At 39.7% G+C, this 23,610-nt stretch carries 21 protein-coding genes and 2 pseudogenes; 8 read left to right on the top strand and 15 right to left on the bottom strand.

Annotated elements, in window-relative coordinates; translation table 11 throughout:
• The 6 genes and pseudogenes from H5058_RS16340 to H5058_RS16315 all read right to left on the bottom strand — a co-directional run.
• Positions 1 to 126: pseudogene (locus H5058_RS16340) on the bottom strand (transposase); the annotation flags it as partial.
• A gap of 176 nt (positions 127 to 302) precedes the next feature.
• Positions 303 to 722 (bottom strand): hypothetical protein, encoded by a 420-nt coding sequence (locus H5058_RS16335; protein ID WP_179806617.1) that lies wholly within the window; start codon positions 720 to 722, stop codon positions 303 to 305.
• Positions 723 to 803: 81 nt separating this feature from the next.
• The gene (locus tag H5058_RS16330) at positions 804 to 1,613 is read right to left on the bottom strand and encodes a class III extradiol ring-cleavage dioxygenase (protein WP_010553626.1); all 810 of its coding nucleotides are present in this window, start codon (positions 1,611 to 1,613) and stop codon (positions 804 to 806) included.
• Positions 1,614 to 1,728: 115 nt separating this feature from the next.
• A complete protein-coding gene (locus H5058_RS16325; protein ID WP_182679048.1) occupies positions 1,729 to 2,922 on the bottom strand; it encodes a DUF6575 domain-containing protein in 1,194 nt (397 codons plus the stop codon).
• Positions 2,915 to 3,355 carry a hypothetical protein gene (locus H5058_RS16320; RefSeq protein WP_182679046.1) on the bottom strand — a complete coding sequence of 147 codons (441 nt, stop codon included), beginning with the start codon at positions 3,353 to 3,355 and terminating at the stop codon, positions 2,915 to 2,917. The genes H5058_RS16325 and H5058_RS16320 overlap by 8 nt, the downstream gene beginning before the upstream one ends.
• A 181-nt stretch (positions 3,356 to 3,536) precedes the next feature.
• The gene (locus tag H5058_RS16315) at positions 3,537 to 3,863 is read right to left on the bottom strand and encodes a hypothetical protein (RefSeq protein WP_182679044.1); all 327 of its coding nucleotides are present in this window, start codon (positions 3,861 to 3,863) and stop codon (positions 3,537 to 3,539) included.
• Positions 3,864 to 4,032: 169 nt separating this feature from the next.
• Between H5058_RS16315 and H5058_RS16310 the strand changes: the two genes are divergently transcribed.
• Positions 4,033 to 4,491, top strand: coding sequence for a hypothetical protein (locus tag H5058_RS16310; protein WP_182679042.1), 459 nt, complete (start codon positions 4,033 to 4,035; stop codon positions 4,489 to 4,491).
• An 87-nt stretch (positions 4,492 to 4,578) separates the two neighbouring features.
• Here the strand turns inward: H5058_RS16310 and H5058_RS16305 are convergent, their stop codons facing one another.
• The 3 genes from H5058_RS16305 to H5058_RS16295 all read right to left on the bottom strand — a co-directional run bounded on the left by H5058_RS16305 (position 4,579) and on the right by H5058_RS16295 (position 7,790).
• The gene (locus tag H5058_RS16305; RefSeq protein WP_182679040.1) at positions 4,579 to 5,058 is read right to left on the bottom strand and encodes a hypothetical protein; all 480 of its coding nucleotides are present in this window, start codon (positions 5,056 to 5,058) and stop codon (positions 4,579 to 4,581) included.
• Between the two features lie 83 nt (positions 5,059 to 5,141).
• The gene (locus H5058_RS16300; protein WP_182679038.1) at positions 5,142 to 5,771 is read right to left on the bottom strand and encodes a hypothetical protein; all 630 of its coding nucleotides are present in this window, start codon (positions 5,769 to 5,771) and stop codon (positions 5,142 to 5,144) included.
• A gap of 498 nt (positions 5,772 to 6,269) precedes the next feature.
• Positions 6,270 to 7,790, bottom strand: coding sequence for an aldehyde dehydrogenase family protein (locus H5058_RS16295; protein ID WP_011329851.1), 1,521 nt, complete (start codon positions 7,788 to 7,790; stop codon positions 6,270 to 6,272).
• 185 nt (positions 7,791 to 7,975) lie between these two features.
• Between H5058_RS16295 and H5058_RS16290 the strand changes: the two genes are divergently transcribed.
• On the top strand, positions 7,976 to 8,878 hold the full coding sequence (locus H5058_RS16290; protein ID WP_165743769.1) for an AraC family transcriptional regulator: 903 nt from the start codon (positions 7,976 to 7,978) through the stop codon (positions 8,876 to 8,878).
• Between the two features lie 110 nt (positions 8,879 to 8,988).
• Here H5058_RS16290 and H5058_RS18710 read toward each other — a convergent pair.
• Both H5058_RS18710 and H5058_RS16285 read right to left on the bottom strand, forming a co-directional pair.
• Positions 8,989 to 9,099, bottom strand: a pseudogene (locus tag H5058_RS18710) (hypothetical protein); the annotation flags it as partial.
• Positions 9,100 to 9,193: 94 nt separating this feature from the next.
• A complete protein-coding gene (locus H5058_RS16285) occupies positions 9,194 to 9,589 on the bottom strand; it encodes a hypothetical protein (RefSeq protein ID WP_033012968.1) in 396 nt (131 codons plus the stop codon).
• A gap of 202 nt (positions 9,590 to 9,791) precedes the next feature.
• On the opposite strand from H5058_RS16285, the gene H5058_RS16280 reads away from it, so the two are divergent.
• A complete protein-coding gene (locus tag H5058_RS16280) occupies positions 9,792 to 11,012 on the top strand; it encodes a Xaa-Pro peptidase family protein (RefSeq protein WP_182194975.1) in 1,221 nt (406 codons plus the stop codon).
• 82 nt (positions 11,013 to 11,094) lie between these two features.
• Here H5058_RS16280 and H5058_RS16275 read toward each other — a convergent pair whose 3' ends face one another.
• The gene (locus H5058_RS16275; RefSeq protein WP_010553617.1) at positions 11,095 to 11,970 is read right to left on the bottom strand and encodes a DMT family transporter; all 876 of its coding nucleotides are present in this window, start codon (positions 11,968 to 11,970) and stop codon (positions 11,095 to 11,097) included.
• A gap of 97 nt (positions 11,971 to 12,067) precedes the next feature.
• Between H5058_RS16275 and H5058_RS16270 the strand changes: the two genes are divergently transcribed.
• Together H5058_RS16270 and H5058_RS16265 are read left to right on the top strand one after the other, a co-directional pair.
• Entirely contained in the window at positions 12,068 to 12,967 is a 900-nt protein-coding gene (locus H5058_RS16270; RefSeq protein ID WP_010553616.1) for a LysR family transcriptional regulator, read from the top strand.
• A gap of 114 nt (positions 12,968 to 13,081) precedes the next feature.
• Complete coding sequence (locus tag H5058_RS16265) at positions 13,082 to 14,113, top strand: LacI family DNA-binding transcriptional regulator (RefSeq protein WP_182679036.1); 1,032 nt, start codon at positions 13,082 to 13,084, stop codon at positions 14,111 to 14,113.
• 95 nt (positions 14,114 to 14,208) lie between these two features.
• On the opposite strand, the gene gtfA is transcribed toward H5058_RS16265, so the two are convergent.
• Positions 14,209 to 15,681, bottom strand: coding sequence for a sucrose phosphorylase (gene gtfA, locus H5058_RS16260; protein WP_182679034.1), 1,473 nt, complete (start codon positions 15,679 to 15,681; stop codon positions 14,209 to 14,211).
• A 176-nt stretch (positions 15,682 to 15,857) separates the two neighbouring features.
• On the opposite strand from gtfA, the gene H5058_RS16255 reads away from it, so the two are divergent.
• From H5058_RS16255 to H5058_RS16245, 3 genes are all read left to right on the top strand, one after another.
• Positions 15,858 to 17,084, top strand: a complete 1,227-nt coding sequence (locus H5058_RS16255) for a sugar MFS transporter (protein WP_182679032.1) — start codon at positions 15,858 to 15,860, stop codon at positions 17,082 to 17,084.
• Positions 17,085 to 17,254: 170 nt separating this feature from the next.
• On the top strand, positions 17,255 to 19,639 hold the full coding sequence (locus H5058_RS16250) for a TonB-dependent receptor (RefSeq protein ID WP_182679030.1): 2,385 nt from the start codon (positions 17,255 to 17,257) through the stop codon (positions 19,637 to 19,639).
• 111 nt (positions 19,640 to 19,750) lie between these two features.
• A complete protein-coding gene (locus tag H5058_RS16245) occupies positions 19,751 to 20,698 on the top strand; it encodes a carbohydrate kinase (RefSeq protein WP_182679028.1) in 948 nt (315 codons plus the stop codon).
• 235 nt (positions 20,699 to 20,933) lie between these two features.
• Here the strand turns inward: H5058_RS16245 and H5058_RS16240 are convergent, their stop codons facing one another.
• Both H5058_RS16240 and H5058_RS16235 read right to left on the bottom strand, forming a co-directional pair.
• A complete protein-coding gene (locus H5058_RS16240) occupies positions 20,934 to 21,626 on the bottom strand; it encodes a cupin domain-containing protein (RefSeq protein WP_182679026.1) in 693 nt (230 codons plus the stop codon).
• A gap of 175 nt (positions 21,627 to 21,801) precedes the next feature.
• Positions 21,802 to 23,274 (bottom strand): carbon starvation protein A, encoded by a 1,473-nt coding sequence (locus H5058_RS16235; RefSeq protein ID WP_086996854.1) that lies wholly within the window; start codon positions 23,272 to 23,274, stop codon positions 21,802 to 21,804.
• Positions 23,275 to 23,610 lie beyond the last annotated feature (336 nt).

The following is a 23,610-nucleotide window of genomic DNA, read 5'->3' as shown; positions in this document are numbered from 1 at the left end:
AACAGTGCCTTTACAAAGCCTGTGCCACCGCTGAATAATGGCTTTATCGGTTAGTCGCTTGGCTTTTTTATCATCAACATAGAGTACTAAGTGGGTGTGATTACTCATTACTGCATATGCGCACATGTAGCAAGTAATACTGTTACCGCAATAGTGGTTAAAACTTTATTCATTCTTTTTCCTTTTTGTAATTATGAGCTTCAAGTGCTCGTTTGATTGAAATAGCATAACGCCTGCCAGCAGGGGCGAGTGAAACGAGTCCAGCCAGCTTGCTGGCGACACTGGCTGGCTTTGTTAGGTGTTTACCAATCTTCATCGAAGTCATCAACACCGTGGGCACTATGTCCAACCATATACCATTTGTCGTTTATCTTTCTGAATATATGGCTGTATGTATTTTTAGCACCATTCGTAGATTGCTCTGATATAAGCTCCACGTTCCCCTTCTTTGCCCAAAGTGGAACTTCAGACAATGCGCCGCCTAGTTCTAGGTCTTTTTCATAGACTTTTCTTTCAATGACTTTATATGCAGATTCTTCTAGAACCTTGTCTGAAAAGTGAAACGATTTAAGCTCCCAGTAGATTGTTTTTAGCGAGTCTACATCTTTGGCTCTAGTATATTCACCGTAGCACTCTAATGTTTGCTCGGGCGTATTCATCGAACACTCATCCGCTTCAACAGATAATGCAACAAGAGCCAAAAGGGATAGCAATATTTTCATCGAGCTAATATACTCCTAATTTTCATCGAGCTAATATACACCTAACGCCGCGTTCACCGGCTTGTCCGGTGCAACGCTTTGTTAGCATTTTGTTGACCAAAGATACATGCTCGACTTCTTGTTTAGTATCTTCAATTCAAAAGATTCCGAACAACTTCGTTGAGCAATTCCATAGCAGACGTGTAACGGTAACAAATGCTCTTCTCTGGGATGACAATAACGGGCAGCAGGGGCTGTAGCCCATTGAGATAGCCTGGCCCTCCTTTCCTTTTCACTGAAACCTGAATTAGAGCATGTCTCTAGAAGCCAAGTCTCAAAGGCTTCATTCTTTGCTTTTGACTCGTTGGTATCTGATTCAAAAAAAGCCTTCATGTTATGAAATGAAAATCCCGAACCAATAACAAGTAAATCTTTATAATCCAAGTTTTGAAGTGCCTGCCCTATGTTTAAGTGCTGATCGGGGTCAAGACTGTTAACAAGGGACAGCTGAACGCATGGAATATCCGCATTTGGGTACATTATTTTTAACGGCACAAAAAGGCCATGATCGAAACCCCGTTTCTCATTGAGATTAGCGTCAATTCCTTCGCTTTCGAGCAAGTTATAAATCTGCTCCGCTAGCTGAGGCTCCCCCATACAAGGGTATTCAATATTGTACGATTCTTGTGGAAACCCGTAATAATCGTAAATTAAACTTGGCTTATCCCCGGAAGTAATGGTCGGTATGGTTTCCTCCCAATGTGCACTAATCACGATGATAGCCGATGGCTTAATTATTTTAGTAGCAATGTCTTGTAAACAATTCACCATCTCTTTGTGCCCTTCATCGCCTAGAAGTGGCATTGGCCCACCTCCATGAGATATGAATAGTATATTTGGACCATGTTTCATTGAGATATACCTATTGAGTTAATGCTAACGCCACCTTAAGCGGCAAAAAACTGTTTGCTAAAATGTTGAACGAAGTGAAAACAGCAAACTGTTTTTTGTCCATTTAAAGGTCTTGTTAGCTGTCTTTTAGAGCCACAAGAACCCATTTGATAGTTTCATCGCCTGAAGATGACTTCGTTTCGATTAGCTTCTTTAAGGTTACTATATAGTGATTGTTAATTACAGCATGTTCAATATCACCGATTGCTTCGATTGAAACCTTACCTGAATAGCGTTCATCAGTTTCAACTTCCGAAATTTCGTAGCGCTTAGTTCTAACATTAATGCCAATAAGTTTTGCTTTTATTTCAACAGCTTCAGACATTTGCACATCAATCTTATCTACTATTGAATGAGCTTTTTCTACTTGCGATTTTGTAAGTTCTAACTTTCCGCCATGCGCATTGTTTGGTGAGCCCCAATCAAATTTTATACCTGAACCTAACTTGTAGATTTCTTTCAATAAACGCCTATATTTTGAAGCTACTCTGCCTTTAAGAAGATGTAACTTATTACTTAAGTTATCCTCATCATCTTGAGCAGATAAGAGTCCTAGTAGTTCATTAATAGCCCTGCCTGAAAGGGAATCGCCAAACAAATCACTTACATGCGCAGATTTAAACTGAACACCAAAAGAACCTTCAAATATTTGACAGGTATTTAACTTGGTTTTTTGCAAAATATCTGCTGAGATAGCCCCCTTAAGTGAAGGTTCATCATCCTCACAAGTTTGCCCTAAAGCATCGACCAACTCCTGAGTAGAAAGTAAGATATTACCTAAACTACGAGAACTTAATTCAGGCAACTGTGTATCCCAAGGGTAAAGATGAAAGTTAAAGGTTTCCCTTACAGATGATACTGCCGCAATTTGTGGATCTATTTCTCCCAAACCATAATGTGTAACCTTGCCTTCAATTTTTAATTTAGTTTCAGGGATAGGTAAGTCATCAGCAGACAATTGCTCTGACAAGATATACTCAAATTTTGTATCACCATTTATATTAGTATAAACCTTGAACACATATTCATTTTCAGGCTTTGTAAACACTGTATGTAAGCATAACCGCTGGTTAATAAGTTCTTTAATGCGATCTGGGGAAATTGCGACATATAACCATTCGAACTCTTCATAATCATCGAAAATTGACAATCCTAAATATAAAGCACCAGTCTTTGATTTAGCGCTGAATAAGCGAGGAAACTCATAAAACTCGAATGTATCAAGTAATGACAATTCGCCCATAGGTGTTTTTTTAGGCAAATCAAACATTGGTTAGCTCACTTTCATTAATAACCACAAAGAGTTTTTCTGGCTCTAGAATTGATTTAGGCATCCACCATGTGCAGTGTCTTTGAGAAGATGAAGAAGGTGTATCTCCTAACATACCAAAATTATCAGAAATATTAGCTTTTGATACTTTTTTTCTACGTAGAGCAGGAATTGCATCCCTCATTTCTTGAACTCCCAAGCCACACTTTACAACAGAAAGACCTCTAGCCAGACAAGCCTTCTCTCCCCAATTTTTTGTAGGGTTGATGTCATAATATGATTTAAAATCCTTAGGAACTGGATTGTTGCGATTAATGAATCGATACAAATCACCAGTGTGATAATGAGCCACCTTAGGCGGGCACTGATCGGGGTAATGATCGGGGTAATGATCGGGGTAATGATCGGGGTAGTGATCTGGCAAACTATTCATATTTCCCTATATTTTTTATAATTTTACAGATAATATTTTTATCGCATTGTACAGGACAAATTTAGAACTGTTAAGATCAGAATGCTAAAGACAGCTAACGCCCAAATAATGGGACTTTATTGCTGGCTTACAATGTTGAGGAACGAAACAGCCAGCTGTAAAATTCCCGTTGATTTGCTTGTTATGTGTTTTTACTCTGATCTTGTTTGATGATTTTCAGCAGCAAATCCATTCTGCGATTTGTCTTTTTACTTTCAGCCGTAACCATGCCTTGTACAAAAGACGAAGCAAAGAAAATAACACACATTATTTGAAATAACTCAGTTTCAATTGTGAAGAAACTATTTGCAATCAGTAGTAAGCCAAATGGCGCAATAATAGAGAGAAAATCTTTAAGTCCCCAATGATTTGAACCAAGCTTATCAAATTCTTCTTTATACTTTTGAAGGTCAGAAATACGTTCTAATTCTATCTTCGCCTCTACCATTTTTACGTCATCATTATCCATTGAAATCACCACACTCCTGAAACACATAACGCTTTGCACAGCGGCGCGAGGTACGAGCGTCCGGCGCCGAAGGCGCGAACTGCTGCAACTTGTTATGTGTTTGTGCACACCAGCTTATTGGCATGCAGCTTGCTTTCTAATTTATAGCCAAAAATATTAGGAGTTAACTATGCAAATTGGAAGCCCAACAAGCGCATTACCTATAACGCCAACGCAGAAAAGCGGCAGCGGTTTGCCGGCCAATACACCCGTTACCGGCAATATCCAGCCGGAAAAGCCGTTTATTCGTGAGCTTGCTGAATCATTTGACCCTAAGAATATGAGCTACAAAGAATCCATGGATCTTGCCAATGCTTTAATGAAAGCTGGAGAAGGTGATTTAAGCTCAGCATTTTTACCTCCACCACTCCTAAAAGTTAATAGCGATGGTAGTGTAAGTGACATGAAAGGAACACCTGAAGGTGATGCCAAAATGAACGCCAAGTTCAATATGCTTGGTGTACTTGAAGCTAGGATTGATTTCAATAAAAGTATGAATATCTCAACAAACCTACTTGAAGATTCTTATTCTTTTCTAGAAAAAATTCAAGCAGCTCGAAATACGCCAAGTATCAATGAGTACACATAACGCCTTGCTCACCTGCGTAGCAAGTTGGCATGTATTTTTGCTCCGCAAAAATCGTGACAGCTTGCGGAGTCCGTTTGCAGCAACTTGTTATGCCTTTTTTCGACTAAATATAAAGTACATGATAGCACCCGTTTTCTTGCTGTAATGGGCTGATAAATATTTATCACCTAAGTCCCACCTATCATGACTTGGGTTAGGAAAACTAACCTCAACCTCACCTTTACCAATTTTCCATGTTCTTTCAGGAGTAGATTTATTTATAAGTGCTTGCCGAGAATCTGAGAAAATAAACCCTAATGGTATTTTCCCGGAATATTGCTCATGATCATCCATGCCTTGAGAATATAGAAATATACTTTGGCAATTTCTCAGGTGTTTTGTTTTACCACCTTGAGCTCCATCATCTGGCTCGAACAATAGATCTACACCTTCTTCTTTTGATTCAACGTATTGAGTACCACAATCAGGTCTGTCAATTTTAAATGATGGATATTTTTTTAAAAAATCATTCACTTCATTGGAATCAATATTCTTTCCAAAAAGTTCTATTAGTTCAGACGTATCCATTTTGGTCTATCTTCTCCTTATGGGCATAACGCCAAGCTAAGCGGCGCAGTTTACTGCGTCCTATTCTTTAGCGCCTTGTTAAATTATTTTTTCAGTTTTGCTCGAAGAAAATTACTTAGGAAGTAGAGCTTCTCGCTACTTAGCCCCCAACCTAAATTCAGGCGTTTACCACCTTCGAGCGACAAATGTTTATGTTGTCGTGCACTACTCTCTGTCACTCTCTCAATATTTTTCCAGTCAAACCTTCGGTACCACCCAATAGATCCAACTCCAATAAAAACCAACGCATTTCCATTTTCATTACTTACAACGGTTCGCCCAAACAAGCTCATTAAACTTATAGTTATAAGCACAATACTACCGATTAAAAAAGGTAGACCGAATAATGACTTTTCTAATTCAAACTCACCGCTTAATAACTGAGAACCATATATTCCAGATAGTGAACCTCCCGCCCACACTAAAGTAAATGGTACTAAGAAAAGAGCCATTAAACTTCTATTAGAAGATTCAATTGACCAGTTATAGCCCTTATCACTTACAGTCACCCCCCTAACAGAGTTAGTCGCGTCAAATTTCCCACTAGGTGAGGACTCAAGCAATGAAGATAAACTTGTTAGATTTTCACAATTCACGCAGTATGCAGTGTCTTTCCCTACATTAATATTTTGAGGCTCTATCGTTCTCTTACAATTACTGCAACTTACTTCCATTCTAAACTTTTACCTTTTGTAATTTAACAGCTTATTGAACACCACTTTGGGGGTTTATAACACCCCAAAACGGCGTATATTACATAGCTTAATAGTTCCATCAAACAACTCTAATGTAAACAAGTAATTACGTGTGTTATAAAACTGCCTTTGTTAAAATGCCCCAAAACGACTTTTAATAATGTTATCCGACAAAGCCGCAACTATTGCCAATTTATACAGTTATTAGTTATAAATTTAGCTTGTATGAAATACCCTTTATTAACACTGAAAAAAGAACACATATAATAAAAGTGTGCAAAAACACGATTGATGCTTACCTTCAATGGGTATGGGTTACAACTTTTATGTAATTTCATGGTACGCACTATCCTAGTGCTAAGAGCGATAACGCGGTTGAGTCGTTTTAAATTAATTAAATCAATGTACAAAAAAGCGCTGCAAATATGCAGCGCTGTCATTACTTAACGGTTGTTTATTTTAACTTTGTACTTAAAATTAAAAGAAGCCGAGCGGATCTTCGCTGTAGCTTACTAATAGGTTTTTAGTTTGTTGGTAGTGACCCAGTGCGAGTTTGTGGTTTTCGCGACCAATACCTGATTTTTTATAACCGCCAAACGCGGCGTGGGCCGGATACATGTGGTAGCAGTTAGTCCATACACGGCCTGCCTCAATTTTACGCCCCATACGATACGCTTGGTTCATGTTGCGGCTCCATACACCGGCGCCTAAACCAAATTCAGAGCTATTGGCAAGTGCCAACGCTTCGGCTTCGTCTTTAAAGGTCGACATTGAAATAACCGGGCCAAAAATCTCTTCTTGGAATACCCGCATGTCGTTGGTGCCTTTTAATAGCGTAGGCTGAATGTAATATCCGCCGTTAAGATCATCGCTTAACTGCTCTACGTTACCACCAGTAAGTACTTCGGCACCTTCTTTTTTACCAATTTCGATGTAGCTTAATATTTTATCGAATTGCGCTTTAGACGCCTGCGCACCTACCATGGTTTCGGTATCTAGCGGGTTACCGCGTTTAATTTGTGCTGTACGCTGTAAAATGCGTTCAATAAATTGCTCGTAAATATCTTCTTGAATAAATAGTCGCGATGGGCAAGTACACACTTCACCTTGGTTAAAGTAGGCCAATATTGCGCCCTCTATTGCTTTAGATAAAAACGCGTCGTCTTTGTCCATTACATCGCTAAAGAAAATATTGGGTGACTTACCACCTAGCTCTACCGTTGATGGAATAATGTTTTCGGCGGCGCATTTTAAAATATGTGAACCCACTGGGGTAGACCCCGTAAAGGCGATTTTAGCAATACGGGTGTTGGTAGCCAGGGCTTCACCTGCTTCTTTACCAAAGCCATTAACTACGTTGAGTACGCCCGCTGGCAGTAAGTCGCCAATCACTTCCATTAACACTAAAATAGAGGCAGGGGTTTGCTCTGCCGGTTTTAGTATTACACAGTTGCCCGCAGCTAAGGCTGGGGCTAGCTTCCACGCTGCCATTAGTATTGGGAAGTTCCACGGAATTATTTGCCCAACTACACCTAACGGTTCATTAAAATGATAGGCAACGGTAGTTTCATCAATTTCACTAATACCGCCCTCTTGTGAGCGCAGGCAACCTGCAAAATAACGAAAGTGATCGGCGGCTAGTGGAATATCGGCCGCGAGTGTTTCGCGAATTGCTTTGCCGTTGTCCCACGTTTCGGCAACCGCAAGTAACTCTAAATTTTGTTCAATACGGTCGGCTATTTTTAGTAATACGTTACTACGATCGGTAACCGATGTAGTGCCCCACTGCGCTTTTACTGCATGGGCTTTGTCGAGCGCAAGTTCAATGTCGTCTTTGTCGGAGCGCGCTACTTTGCAAAACACTTTGCCGTTTACAGGGCTAATATTTTCAAAGTACTGGCCGTTTACTGGCTTTACCCATTCTCCACCAATGTAGTTTTCGTATTGCGCTTTAAAGGTAATTAGTGCATCTTTTTCGCCTGGATTTGCATAAATCATAGTGACACTCTCTTGTTGTTATTAGCTAAAAGTCGAGCTATTAAATAAGTCTTTTTGCTTTATATTTAATCAAGTGCTGTTTTATAATTAATCAGTATTGATTGACATTAGACTATCAAACACTTAAAAACATGTATTGCTGTCCACAAAAGTTGTCTATGAGTCCAGATTTAAAAGGGATTAAAATGCATACTCCGCAATTAAATAAGCAACGCCAGCAATTAAAGGTGCTAATTGAAAATAAAGTGACCTTTGCTGCCGATAATAGCGAGCTAAGTATTTACGATACTTATGAAAATGCGCAAAAAGTAGCTTTGCATTCAAAAGAATTACTTTTTTGCGCCATGCTTAGTGGTAAAAAGGTAATGCATGTAGAGAGCTGCCAATATCATAAGGCATTTTTACCTCACGAATCCTTTGTATTAGCACCAGAGCAAGGGGTATTAATTGACTTTGAACAAGCATCTTTAAACGCGCCTACTACCTGCCTTGCTATTGAAATAAGCACAGACAAAATAACGCAGGTGGCTAATGCACTCAATATTGAGCAACGCTTTGCCAGCGATGACTTATTTGCCTATACACCACAGCTGGTACATAGCCAGCACAATAGCCAAACCCAACAACTTTTAGCGCGTATGGTGCATTTATTTAGTGAGCCCGACGAGCAGCGAGGTTATTTAATCGACTTATCGTTAAACGAGCTTATTACCCGTTTGCTACAGCAGCAAAGTCGAGATTTATTGCTAAAACACGGCAATAATCCGCAGCTTAAAACACCGGTAAATAATGCGTTGCAATACATAGAAGAGCACTTAAATGAAGCATTGGATATAGAGAGGCTGTGTAAAATTGCCTGTATGAGTCGCAGCAAGTTTTATCAACAATTTAAGTTGGCGTTTGGTACGAGCCCATCACTGTGGCAACAGCAACTTAGGCTTAAAAAAGCCTATAGTAAATTGTTACAGGGGCGCACGGTTAGCCAAGCGTGTTATGAGCTGGGTTTTAATTGCCCTAGCCATTTTAGCCGATTATTTAAGCAAGCCTATGGCGTACCACCAGCAAACATTGCCAAGAAAAACCATTAAGTGGTGGTTTAGATTAATTTTATAGCGAGGTTAATTAACGTTTCGTAGGCACTAAATACGCCTACGAAACTTATTTTATTGTATTTTTTATGGCGCATTAATACTGCGTATTAAAACCAAATTTCAACCTGAGCGCCTGCAACTAAGGCACTTTCGTCGCCCTCTTTGCCTGCAACACTTAACCCAGATTCTTGCCCAGCAGCCTTGTTCCAATCAAAGTTACTTAGATAAAAGAAGAGTAAACAGAGTGGTAGGCTCCCTCAAAAGCGCTGCACTTAAACGCTATTAAGGGATAACGAGGGGATTTAAATCAAACTAAATCAAACTAAAATAACTAAAAGCACATAAACTAATACCGGCTAATAACCATACTAATCCGTAGCTTTGCCAAAGTATTGCGTTATTATAAACCTGCTGCGGGTTATTTTTGTCAACTAACAGTGTGCAGGTTTTACCTTGTTTAAAACGGGTAAACATTTTTTCACGATATTCCACTAATACACTGTGCACCTGCCCATCAAAACGAAAACTCACTAGCATAGTTGGCTGATGCAACATTTCGGGTGCTGTTATTTGATTATTTGCCACGGCAGTTATTTGTTCTACCACACAAACCCGCCAGTGGCGTTTACTTACTTTACATTTTAACCAGCGTACAAATGGCAAAGTGCCAATTATTATAAATAAAACCCCCAACCACAACAGAGCCATACACCCACCTTTGTTTTTATTTTTATAGTTTACTAAACAACATACACAGCAAACAAAATGCCTAGACTATGTAGTACATACCTAGATTAATATAGCGCATTGGCTTTATTAAATACATGCTCAGATTACAAAGTTTTACCGCAATCAACTTGCAGTTAACCTGCCGCACAAGCACAATAGCCGCATAAAAGAGGAGATCATTATGACCACAATTGGTATTGGCACCCAAACCAAAGAACAAGCACTCGCTAGCTTAAGCAATATGACCAGCGATTTAACCCCTATTCAACCGGCAGAGTATTTAACTCGTATAGCCAAAGCGCAAACGTATATGCAAAACAATGGCATTGATGCCATTTATTTAAATGCAGGTACTAACCTCGCTTATTTTACCGGTATGCGTTGGTATGCAAGTGAGCGTTTAGTTGGCGCAATTTTGCCAGCTAAAGGTGAAGTGCAATACATAGCTCCTTATTTTGAAATTGGCTCACTTAATGGTTTTAAAGTAATTGACGGGCCAATCCGTGGTTGGCAAGAGCATCAAAACCCATATCAGTTATTTGTTAATATATTAACGGAAATGGGTATTGCGGCTAATGGCACTATTGGTATTGACGAAAGCGCGCAGTTCTTTATTTTTGATGGTATTAATAAAGCGCAAACGGGCTTAAATTTAGTGAATGCCCAGCCGGTTACAGCACATTGTAGAATGCATAAATCAGCCAATGAGCTGGCGTTAATGCAACGCGCTATGGATATGACCTTAGTGGTTCACCAAGCCACGGCAAGCATGCTACACGAAGGTATTAGTACCACTGAAGTAGAAGAATTTATAAAGCTAGCGCATCAAAAAGTAGGTGCGCCGGGTAACTACTTTTGTATCGTGTTATTTGGGCTTGCAACGTCATTCCCGCATGGGGTAAAAGATCCGCAAATTCTTAAAAAAGGCGACATGGTACTTATTGATACTGGCTGTAAAGTACATGATTACTTATCTGATATTACCCGCACTTATGTGTTTGGTGAAGCGACAGATCGCCAACGTCAATTTTGGAATAATGAAAAAGCAGCACAAATTGCAGCTTTCAATGCAGCAAAAATTGGCGTGCCATGTGAAGACGTAGATACAGCTGCGCGCAGCTACTTAGCTGAGCAAGGTTTAGGCCCTGATTATCAAACACCTGGTTGCCCGCACCGTACAGGCCACGGCATTGGTTTAGATATTCACGAATGGCCTTATTTGGTAGGCGGTAATAAAACGCCACTAGCCGCTGGCATGTGTTTTAGTAACGAGCCAATGCTGGTTATACCGGATGAATTTGGGGTGCGCTTAGAAGATCATTTTTATATGACCGACAGTGGTGCAAAATGGTTTACCGAGCCTAGTCACAGTATTGACGACCCGTTTGGTTTACAAAAGTAATATAAGCTCTAATTAACTTATATTTGTTTATTTGGCTTAAACGACTTTTTACTACTGCGCAGTACACACCACGCGCAGTAGTTTATTTTGTGAGTTGACGTTTAACCAATCGCTGTTTGTTTTTTTGTACGTTAGCCAACCATACTAAGGGTAAAATAATTAACGATGCGCCAATTATTAAGCCAAGTGTAGGTACTTCGCCAAACCAAAATAAACCAACAACGACAGCCGCCACTAAGCCACTATATTCAGCGCTAGCAACTTGGCTCGATTCGATTTTGCTATAAACATACACGCAAATTCCCGCATAAATTAAAATAAACAGTGTAGAGCCAAACGCAGTAATAAGTGCGGCCCAATGCCACGGCTCGTTTTCCCACAGCGCCAAACCTAATCCCACAGGCATACCTACTAAATTGGTAAGTAACAAAGTTTGCATAATACTATGATGTTTAGGTAACTTTCGTATTAGTACATTATTTATTGCCAGTGTAATTGCGACTACAAGTGCAAATATAGCCGCCCAATTAATGTCGGTAGGCTGAATAACAATAAGTACCCCTATAAAGCCAATAACAGCCACAGCTATGCTGCTTTTTGTTAGCTGTTCACGAAATATCATTACTGCTAAAGGCAGCATTAATAAAGGCGCTGCATAAAAAATAGCGTTAGCGGTTGCAAGCGGTAAAGCTTTTAGCGCAAACACCATAAATATAATACCAAATAACCATACATGTCCGCGTACCGCATGCCATTTTAAACCGGCAAATAAATGTTTTTTATTCGCCGACAAACAAAACGGGAGCAAAATTAATACTGCGGTAAGTTGGCGCATAAATACAAACTGAAACGTGGGGCTTTCTGCTGGTAAAGTTTTGATTATAGCATCAGAAAAAACCGCAATAATATTACCCACCACAAGTAATGTCATGCCTAAGCCAACCGATATTTTTTGCATTGTTACTCCGTGCCCGCAAATTAAAAACGCTAGCATAGAGCAATCCGTTTAATTATGTATAATGATTAAAATACTTTTAGTATGAGTTTAACTAATAATGAAATTACCCCCATTACGTGCTGTTCAGTGTTTTGAATCTGTAGCGCGATTAAATAGTTTTTCTAAAGCAGCAGAACATCTAAATGTGACGCAAAGTGCCGTGAGCCATCAGGTTAAATTACTAGAGCAATATTTAAACGAGCCGCTATTTAACCGCAGTGGTCGTAGCTTTTCATTAACCGACGCGGGCAATCGTTACTATCAAGAAGTGAGTCATTCATTAACCAGTTTAGCCTCTGCCACACAAAAAATACGTTACGGCGAGCCTGGGCATATTCGTTTAGCACTTTATAGCTCATTAGCTGTTAAGTGGTTAATACCGCGACTAGAAAGCTTTAAACATGACTCGCCAGATATCGACTTAACTTTAAATATGATTGTAGATGAGGCGGATTTTAGCGACCGTGTTGCCGATTGTTTTATTACCACAACGCCACCTAAAGGTGAGTTTGTCAGCTTATTTTTATTTGCAGAAAAGCTTTACCCTGCTTGTGGCAAAGGCATGTGGCAGCAATTAAAAAATCAATCGCTGCCCAATGAATTATGGAAGCACCCGCTGTTGTCGGTGCAGTATGATGAGTCAGAGCAACGTAGCACCAATGACTGGCAGCAATGGTGTAAAAGCGGCGGCTTTGAGCTGCCTAAAAACGTAAGAGTTAATCACTTTAGTCACGTTATACTGGCCGCAGAAGCTGCGCGTTATAATTTAGGTATTACTCTTATTGATGCGTTTTTTATTGCCTCACAGCACGATAACCATTTAGTTAAGTTGCCACTGCATGGAGTTGAAACCGGCTGTAAATTTTATTTTGTATATAAAAAATCGCGAGCAAAACAAACCGATATTATTACCCTAAGCCGCTGGCTAAAAGCCCAGTGGGCCGAGGTTAAAAAATAAAATGAAAGTATTAAGTCATCATACTTCATGCCAGTTTATAGCTATAACTATTATTTGATTTTATACTATCTCTATTAATTTAAGCACAGTCTTTTTAAAGGATAATCATAACTCATGAGAAAACCGGCCCACTGGACCTTAAAAAGTATCGCTCTAGAATTAGGTGTGTCTAATGCTACGGTTTCTAATGCGTTTAATCGCCCTGATCAGCTATCGGCTAAACGCCGAGAAGATATTCTTGCAGCGTGTAAAACTTTGGGCTATTACGGGCCTAATAAGGCCGCGCAATCATTGCGTAATGGCACATTTAATATTGTCGCTTTAGTACTGCCCGATAGTGTGGAATACATGGTGTCGGATCCTGTGGCTAGCAGCTTTATGCGCGGTGTTACTTCGGTGCTTGAAAAAAACGGCATTAATGTTTTATTGTTTTCAGGTAATAGCGATACCCTTAATAACATAGTCGACTTTGTTGATGGTTTTATTTGTTATGGCCGTCCTCGTAATAATGCATTGGTTGAGCAGTTAAAAATAGTGTCTAAACATGTGGTGACTATTGACTTTGATATAGCCCGCAATGCCTCTGTAAATATAAATAATGAGCAAGCCAGTTACGAAATTGCTAAACACGTACTGCATAATCAAAATGATAAAGTCGCTATTTTGGGACTTAGATTACTTGATGAAAACGTATTGTGCCGCGTGTATGAGCATTACGAATTTGAAGCCGGACAATCTATTTCTCATCAACGTTTACGTGGTTATCAACGCGCTTTAAGCGAGGCAAATATTACGGTAGCTGACGATCGTATTTGGAATATACCTGAAAGTAGCGAACGTTTTGCCAATATTGCTGCAAAAGAAGTACTTAGTGCATCACCGCATCCTAACGTTATAATTTGTATGAGTGATTTAATTGCCCTTGCTACAATGCGAGAAGCAATAAAGCAAGGCATAAAAATAGGTGAAGAACTGCGTATTGTGGGCTTTGATGGTATTGATGAAGCAGCCCGGTTTGTACCTCGCCTAACCACTATTCATCAAAACAGCCAAGAAAAAGGCGTTATAGCCGCTGAATTATTTATTTCTAAAGAAGAAAAAACTCAGGAAGTCAGTTACGAATTAGAGATTGGTGCGAGTAGTTAGCTTACAAGCCTTGTAATTGTTTTATGTATTAAAAAGCCAAGCTTAAGTAGCTTGGCTTTTGTTTTACATGGCGTTTATAAATTACTTTTACAGCATTAAGCTAAAAATGAATTTAAGTTAATCGTTGTTTCTTCATCACCGTTTAGCTGCGTAATCAGTGCATGGCGTAATTTAAAATCAACAGTAAGTGAAATAGTTTGCTCACCTAGTTGCCACGATAAACAACACATACTGCCTTCACCTTGGGCACTAAATTCACCTGCAAACGCGGGGTGTGAATTGCGAATTTTAATTAATTCAATTAAACCTTTTACTACAGGCTTATTCAAGGCTTTTTCGATTATATTTGCATCTAAATATGGGCGGTTAATATCACGGCCAACATTTGTATTAGCTAATAGATCCATATCATTTTCACAGGCAAATAAGCCGCCGTAATATACTTGTGGTACACCTGGTGCAAAAAATTGAATTGCACGCGACAGTAAGTAATCAAAGTCTTTAGCGCCTAATGCGTTGTAGTACGTACAGTTAACTTGATATAAGTCGACATTACTCGCCGCAGCGCCCGTAGCTTGGCGGCTTTGGTTGTTACTGTTGGCGTGCATTGTTTCTACTAGGTTATCAATCTGCTGTGCATTTAATAGCCCTGGCTTGTCGCCCATTGGACCTGCGTCAATAATGCCAATACCGTCGTGTGTATCAAGTACGGTTAAGCAATTGCGTGGCGAAATTTGTAACCATTTGAGCAGTGCATCTACATCGTTGTTAAATAAGCTGTGTAAAATAAGTGGTGGTAACGCAAAGTCGTAAACCATATTTACACGTTTTGCCACTTCTACCTGAGTTTGATAATGGCTATGTATTTCTGCAATGGTTTCCATGCCTAAATCGTTTGCTTGCTTAGATAAGTTATCTAGGTAACCAAATGTTTCATCAAGCATAAAGCAATTAGTACCCGCTTGCTTAATGGCGTAGCCCGCCGCATCTAAACGAATAATATTTACATTGTTAGCCGAAAATTTAGTAAGTACGTTATTTAAATACGCAACACCGGCTTCTACTTTTACGTTTATATCAATTTGGTTATCGGTAAAAGTGGTCCAGAAGTCATACGTTTTACCATCACCACATTTCATTGGGGTAAAGCAACTACCTGGGCGTGGGCGGTAAATTGCTTTTTGCTCAGCTTCGCTCATACCATTTGGAAATACATCTTCTTTGGTTAAAAATAAATCCCAAAATTCTGATTGCTTACCTTTAGCTAATACATCTTGAAACTGAAAAGACTGCGCCGATACATGGTTAACAATTAGGTCTGCCATTAAGTCGAGATCTTTACCTAATACTTGTATGTCTTCCCAAGTGCCTATTCTAGAATCAACTTCACTATGATCAATAGGGTCAAAGCCAGCATCGCTGCCATCAATAGGATTGTAAAATGGCAATAAGTGCACACCACCAAATACGCCTTTTAAAGGACCGTTTAAAAGTGTGGTTAGCGCGCCTATATTTTGGCCAGTGATTCGATCAGCATATGTGATCAATTGAACTTTATTCTTCATCATTGTGTGATTACCATGTTGAAACTTAATCGATTAAGATATATCTTTAACTAGCGAGTAAGAATTTACAAGTAATTTTTAATAATTTTACATACAAATTTCGTGGCTCACGTAATACTACAGTAAGCAACTGACTGACTTACGAAGTGTTAATAGAGAATTTAACGAGGAATAAACACATGACAAAATCACACACACAAGTAAGCAGCGGCCCACTGCAACAAATACGCTGGCTTACATATATGATGTTTTTTATGTTTGCCATGACCTCTGACGCAGTCGGCATGATAATCCCCGAACTTATAAAGGATTTCGGTTTGAGCATGACTCAAGCTAGTGCATTTCATTACGCTCCCATGGCATTAATAGCCTTTAGTGGATTATTTTTAGGCTTTTTAGCTGACAGCCTTGGCCGTAAAAAAACCATTATGCTGGGTTTATTAATATTTTCTGCTAGTTGTTTTTTATTTGCATTTAGCACCAGTTTTACCTTCTTTTTAGTATTGCTTTGCTGCATAGGTCTGGCCATTGGTTTATTTAAAACCGGCGCACTGGCATTGCTTGGCGATATTTCACATAGTAACGACGACCATACTAAAACCATGAACAAGGTTGAGGGATTTTTTGGCATTGGCGCTATTGTAGGCCCTGCCCTAGTTGGTGTTTTATTAGTGCAAAACGTAAGTTGGACATACCTGTATATTACTGCGGGCGTAATGTGTTTAATACTTGCTTTATTAGCATGGCGCGCAGACTACCCTGACGTGGTTAAAACAACTGAAAAGCCTGCTTCGCTTGCCACTACCCTGAAAATGGTAAAAAACCCTTATGCACTTGGCTTTTCTTTAGCCATTGCACTGTATGTAGCGACTGAAGTGGCTATTTATGTATGGATGCCAACGCTATTAAAAGACTACACAGGCTCTTGGCCGCTCCTTGCCACTTATGCACTTACTATATTTTTTATACTACGTGCTGCAGGTCGCTTTATTGCCGTATGGTTACTAAACCGTTATAGCTGGCAAGGTGTTATGGCTTATTTAAGCTTAGGCATTGCGCTTTGTTATGCGGGTACACTTATTGGTGGTGTTGACTGGGCTGTAGGGTTACTACCTCTTTCAGGTTTATTTATGTCTATGGTTTATCCAACTTTAAACTCTAAAGGTATATCGTGTTTCCCTGCTGAGCGCCATGGAGCCGTAGCCGGCGTTATATTGTTTTTTACCGCATTATCGGCTGCTTTAGCTCCTTTATTTATGGGTATGATCAGCGATTACTTTGGCCATGTGCGCTATGGCTTTTACTTAGCAACAGGGTTTGCCGTGATTTTATTTGTAGCTATGTTGTTCAATTATTTACGCGACCCATCAATGAGTGCTTTACAAGAAAGTAACCCAACAGCTTAATAAACTTGTATTTCAATACAATAAAAACACCTTAAAAATCAAAATATGAATAATAAAAGAACAAATTAAACACAAAATGATTTGCTTATTGTAAAATATTTGTTATTTTTACTTAATCGATTAAGTAAAAATAACAAATCCTGTTGGGTTCAACACAATGAGGCGTTAACATGACAACACACCACACACCTTTATATTTAATCAGTGCTTTGGCACTTGCTGTAAGCCAAGGCGTTCATGCACAAGATGAGCAAGAAACCAAAGTCCAAGCCAACAAGGGCCTTGAAACAATTGTTGTTACCGGTGTACCTCGCCGAACAACCATTATGGCGTCGAGTTCATCAGTAAGCAGTTTATCGCTTGAACAAGTAGAGGTGTCTACACCTCGCTCAACGGCTGAAGCATTTAGAATTATTCCGGGTGTTCGCGCCGAATCAACTGGCGGCGAAGGTAACGCTAACATTGCTGTTCGTGGTTTACCTGTAGCATCGGGTGGCGCTAAGTTTTTACAACTACAAGAAGATGGCCTTCCTGTTATGCAGTTTGGTGATGTTGCCTTTGGTAATTCAGATATTTTTATGCGATTAGATAATACGGTGCAGACTATCGAATCGATTCGTGGTGGCTCAGCATCTACTGCAGCAAGTAATGCACCTGGTGGCATTATTAACTTTATCTCTAAAAATGGCAAAAGCGAATCTGGCAGTGTGTCTACAACTCTAGGCCTAGATTATGACAGCGTTCGTACAGACTTCGAATACGGTACTTACTTAACCGATAGCGTGCGTTTTCATGTTGGTGGTTTTGTTCGTCAAGGCGAAGGCCCGCGCGAAACAGGTTACACGTCTAATAAAGGTGGCCAAATAAAAGCTAACCTTACTAAAGATTTCGACAACGGTTACGTGCGCCTTTATTACAAACACTTAGACGATAAAAGTGTTGGCTACCTTCCTATGCCAATGTACTCAAATGGTGACTCTATTGCTGGCTTTGATGCGCAATCAGACACACCTCACTCAGCGTTATTTACTAAAACAGTACGTTTAAATAGTGAAAACCAAATCAGTAGCGGCGATATCCACGATGGTATGAATCCAAAGGTTGACTCTGTTGGTTTCGAAGCTGTATTTGATTTAGATAACGATTGGCGTATCGAAAACCGTTTTCGTAAATCATCAATTAGCGGTAACTTTAATTCACCTTTCACAGAACAAGTAGGCAGTGCAACATCAATAGCAGAAAGCATTGGTGGCGCAGGTGCAACCTTGAGTAACGCGAACACCGGTGAAGCGTTTAACGATGGTTTAGCAATGAAGATGGTGACATTTGATGTCACAATGAATGACTTTGGATCTATAGTTAATGACTTTAAATTAACTAAATCGTTCGACGATAATACCAGTCTTACATTTGGTTACTATGCATCTACGCAAAACATTGCGATGTCGTGGTTATGGAACTCTTACGTAATGGAGCTCAAGGGTGACAATGCTTCATTATTAAATGTAACAGGTGCCGATGGCACTGAGTTATCTGAAAACGGTTTATACGCTTACAGTGCATTTGGTAACTGCTGCCAACGTGATTACGATACGGAATACGATACACGCGCCCCTTACGTAGCATTTTCTACTAAGCTAGGTGATGTCAGTATTGATGCTAGTGCTCGCTACGATAGCGGTGAAGCTCGCGGAACATACGCAGGTGCAGTGACTTCAACAGTAGATATGAACCGCGACGGTGAAATATCAATCCCTGAGCAAAACGTTGCAGGTATTGATACTGCAAACGCAAGTCCAGTAAATTATGACTGGAACTATTCTTCTTATTCAATTGGTGCTAATTATCAAATTGACCCAAGCCTTGCTACGTTTGCACGTATTAGTAAAGGTGGTCGTGCAAATGCTGACCGTCTTTTATTTGGTAAAGTACGCGCCGACGGCTCTGTTGCAAAAGAAGACGCTGTTGATGAAGTAAACCAGTTTGAGTTTGGTGTTAAGAAGCGCTTTGATTCGTTATCAGTATTTGCTACTGCGTTTTTTGCCGAAACTGAAGAGCAAAACTTTGAAGCAACATCACAAACATTTTTTGACCGTGAATACGAAGCAAAAGGGATTGAAATAGAATCTACTTACTTTATTGATGCATGGGATTTTCGCGGTAATTTAACCTGGACCGATGCAGAAATAGCAAAAGATGCGCTTAACCCAGATGTTGTAGGTAATACGCCACGTCGTCAAGCCGATTTAATTTACTCATTAATGGCACGTTACAACTATGAAAAAGGCGCTGCAGGGGTAAGTTTCATTGGTACTACCGATGCGTACGCTCAAGATAATAACGACTTGCAATTTGACGGCTACACACAGGTAAATGGCTTTGTAAGCTATGATTTATCTGAAAACCTTAATATTGCGCTTAATGTGAACAACCTATTTGATACAGTAGGTATTACAGAAGCAGAAGAAGGCTCAGTACCTGAAAACAACATTATTCGTGCCCGTGCTATTAACGGCCGCACAACGTCGGTAACTTTAAAATACGCTTTTAACTAAATGTGTATTGCGCTGCGGTGAGTAGTCACTGTAGCGCCTTTTAAAGTATGAATAATTAACACCCTTCACGTTTTTTAGCCTAGCCTTGCTAGGCTTTTTAGGATATTCCAAATGACCAAACTTCTGTGCTTAGGCGAGCTATTAATTGATATGCTGCCACAAGATGCGAATAACTCTGCCTATTTACCTATACCAGGTGGCGCACCTGCCAATGTAGCTGTTGGCTATGCAAAACTCGGAGGTGAAGCTGCATTTTGTGGTGGTAGAGGGGACGATCATTTTGCCAATCAATTAAGTAATGCATTAGCGCAATACAATGTAAATACAGACTATTTATTTACCATTGCAGGCTCACAAACCGCTATGGTTATAGTAAGCCTTGATGAAACCGGCGAGCGTAGTTTTGGCTTTTATCGCCATAACACAGCCGATGTACTGTTAACCCAGGCGCATTTAGTGCGTATAAATTGGCAAGAAATAAGTACACTACACTTTTGCTCAAACACATTGACCGAATCAGCCATTGCCAGCACAACGGTTAAAGCGCTAGAACTTGCAAAAGCGAATAATAAGCTCGTCAGTTTTGATGTGAATTTACGCTACAGCTTGTGGGAAAACACAAACGATATAGCAAGCAATGTAAAAGCTTGTTACACCTATTGTGACATAGTAAAACTCTCGCGTGATGAGCTTAATTTTTTAGCCCAACATAGTGATACAACGAGCGATGATTACATTCAAACGCTATTAAATACCGGAGTAAAACTGGTGTTTTTAACCGATGGGCCAGAGCCTGCCAAGGTTTACCACAGCGCATTTACACTTAACGAATCTGCACCAAAAATAAACGCCGTAGATACAACAAGCGCGGGTGATGCATTTATAGCGGGGGTTTTATACTACTTAAATAACTTAGGAAGTGATTTACCACTAGCAGATAAACTAAATGATAAAGCGAGCGTAAAAGACGCCCTGCACTTTGCTCTTAAATGTGGCTCAAAAGCCTGTTTAACTAAAGGAGCCTTTCCGGCATTACCTGTATTAGCTGATGTAATTTAAACGATTAAAGCCCCATATTATGAGGCTTTAAAGTAATTTATCCGTGTGACTTCTCATAGGACAAAGGTTTACAGCGAAACTGCTAATCAATCTATAGTTGCGGTGGTATTTTAAAGATATCGAACCTCGCAAAATATGATTTTCTTTGAGTATAGGTGATAGCTTAAGGCCCATACTGATACAACTCAAAGATCAGCTATAACGGGTGTTTTGCTACTTCATTTGAAGTGGTTAATTATGCATTTTTTAATCGAGTGATTTGGTTTGCTACATCAGTTAAATAACCGGTTTTAAGCCAGACTGTTGCGCCTGTACTTCCTGCTTTAGCATTAACAGTGCTATTAATAGGCACTCTTAACCAGCTATTTTTAATAAGGGTATCTGTTTGCTCGTTAAGCAATCCCTCAAGTACTAACAGCTCAGCCCCATCCTTTGCATTTATAACCATGTCGGTGTTAGGTTTAAAGTGCAGTAAGCTTACCTCTTCAAAGTTATCTTTATATAAAGAAATTACGCTAACATTATTAAACTGGGGGTGCGTAACGCCTTGCATTTTTTTAGTGTGTAAACACACATGCTGTCTATCTTGTGGTTGAAACTGCCACAATTTTACAAATATTACGCAGCCCCCCTGAGATCCCGGTTTGTGCTTTGACTGGGGAGGATTGCGAATATAACTACCTACAGGGTAATCGCCGTGCTCATCTTGAAATACGCCATCGAGCACTAAAAACTCTTCACCACCTGTATGTACATGCGGCGAAAATTCACTACCAGGCGCATAACGTACTATGCTTGTGGCGCGAGCAACTTCATCGCCTACTCTATCTAAAGGGCGTCTATGCACTCCCGCTATTGGCGAGGCTACCCACTCTAGTTTTTCACTATGTACAACAACGCGCTTACTAAAATCAGCGGCTATTTTCATTTTGTACTTCCTAACTCAGTTAAAGCAATTAACAAATAATAGCAGTTATATTAGTGGCATTAAATTAAGTCATGTTATTTAGCCGTAAGTGTGATGGAGCTTTATTATTGGGCATAAAAAACGAGCAGGTTTAGCTGCTCGTTTTTAATTAACACTTATGATTTATGATCATTTTTTAATTAATAACTTTTACTCTGCCTTTGTGCTTAGAGTGCACTATGGCAAGTGTAATAAAACCAATTACCGCTACCACTGCACCAATTGGCTTACCCATATCACTTGATAAGTTAAGACCAATTGCCGCTGTCATAATGTATGAAAGCGTCACTGCTGTAGCAATTACTGCAGGAATACTGGCAATCCAATGGAATGCACCGCGGTCAAACAAGTACTTAGTTGCCAGCCATAATACGCTAGTAGAAAGCAGCATGTTTGAGAACGCAAAGTAGCGCCAAATAAGCGAGAAGTCGAGTTTAGTCATAAAGTAAGCAATTGCTAAAATTGGAATCGCTACTAATAAGCGGTTACGTAAGCTTTGCGGAATATTAAACGCATCAACCACGGTTAAACGCAGTGAACGAAACGCAGTATCACCTGAAGTAATTGGGAATACAGCTACAGCAATAATAGCCATAACACCACCAAATACACCTAAGTAGCTATTAGCAATATGATTAACCACTAAACCTGGGCCACCTTGATCAAGTAATGCTTTTAAACCGGCATAACCTTCTGGGAATGCAGCAATACCAGCAAGTGCCCAAACACAACCAACAATACCTTCACACATCATGGCGCCGTAATATACCGGGCGTACATATTTTTCGTTTGTTAAACAGCGTGCAATAATAGGTGCTTGCGTTGAGTGAAAACCACTAATAGCGCCACAGGTAATTGTTATAAATAACAATGGCCACGTAGGTAAACCATCCGGATTTGGCTCTAAAAAGTCATGTGCATGGTCACCACTAAAGTAAGCTAAAAAGTCACCTGCAACGGGTAAGTGTGGCGCGTTAATCAATAACGAAACTGCAATAGCAACAGTCATTACAATCATTAAAGCGCCAAAAATTGGGTAAAACTTAGTAATGATTTTATCAATTGGTAGCAAGGTCGCTAAAAAGTAATACGCTAAAATAGCCAACACCCAAAAGGTGTTATTTGCCAGCATTGTACCTTCAAAAAAATCAAGGTTACTTAATAAGCCCGCAGGGCTCATAATAAATACTACACCTACAAAAAACAATAGCATGGCAGTAAATATCAGCATAAAGCCTTTAAATACAATATTGTAGTAATGCCCGGCTATTTCTGGCAGGCTTTTTCCGTCTTCTTTTATACTCATAACACCTGAGAAGAAGTCGTGAACAGCACCACCTAACACGTTACCTAGTACAATCCAAACTAGTGCAACGGGTCCGTATAAGGCACCAAGAATAGGACCAAAAATAGGACCTACACCGGCGATGTTTAAAAATTGAATTAAAAATGCACGCACAGGATGAATAGCCACGTAATCAACACCTTCGCTAAAGCGCTTTTGTGGTGTTTCAATCGTTGAGTCTAAACCTGCTTGCTTTTCAACAAAGGGACTATAAAATTTGTAACCCAGTATTAAAATTGTGATGCAGATAAAAAAGATGATCATAAAGCATGTTTCTCTTTTTGTATTTGTATTAAAGAGCGCACTGTTTGCCGCTCCGGCCTTTCATTCCGTTAATAATCGACGAACATTAACAAAGGATTAATATTCTTACTATAAGACGTTTAGCTAATACTATAGTCGAATAAAATAACTTAGACCTATTTCGTGGCCTTATTGAGCGTTAACTGTACAGAATGTAAAGATTTAGAGTAATATCGAGTAGGGTGAGGCTTATGCCTCATCCCTCTCACAGAACCGTACGTACGGACCTCGTATACGGCTCCTGTACCCTTCACATTTTATCAACTTATTTCCTAAACGCTGATAAAGCAAGCCATC

Origin of the sequence: Pseudoalteromonas sp. SR45-4, from assembly GCF_014163535.1 — a bacterium.
GTDB lineage: Bacteria > Pseudomonadota > Gammaproteobacteria > Enterobacterales > Alteromonadaceae > Pseudoalteromonas > Pseudoalteromonas nigrifaciens.
This window is presented reverse-complemented; position numbering and strand designations above follow the sequence as displayed.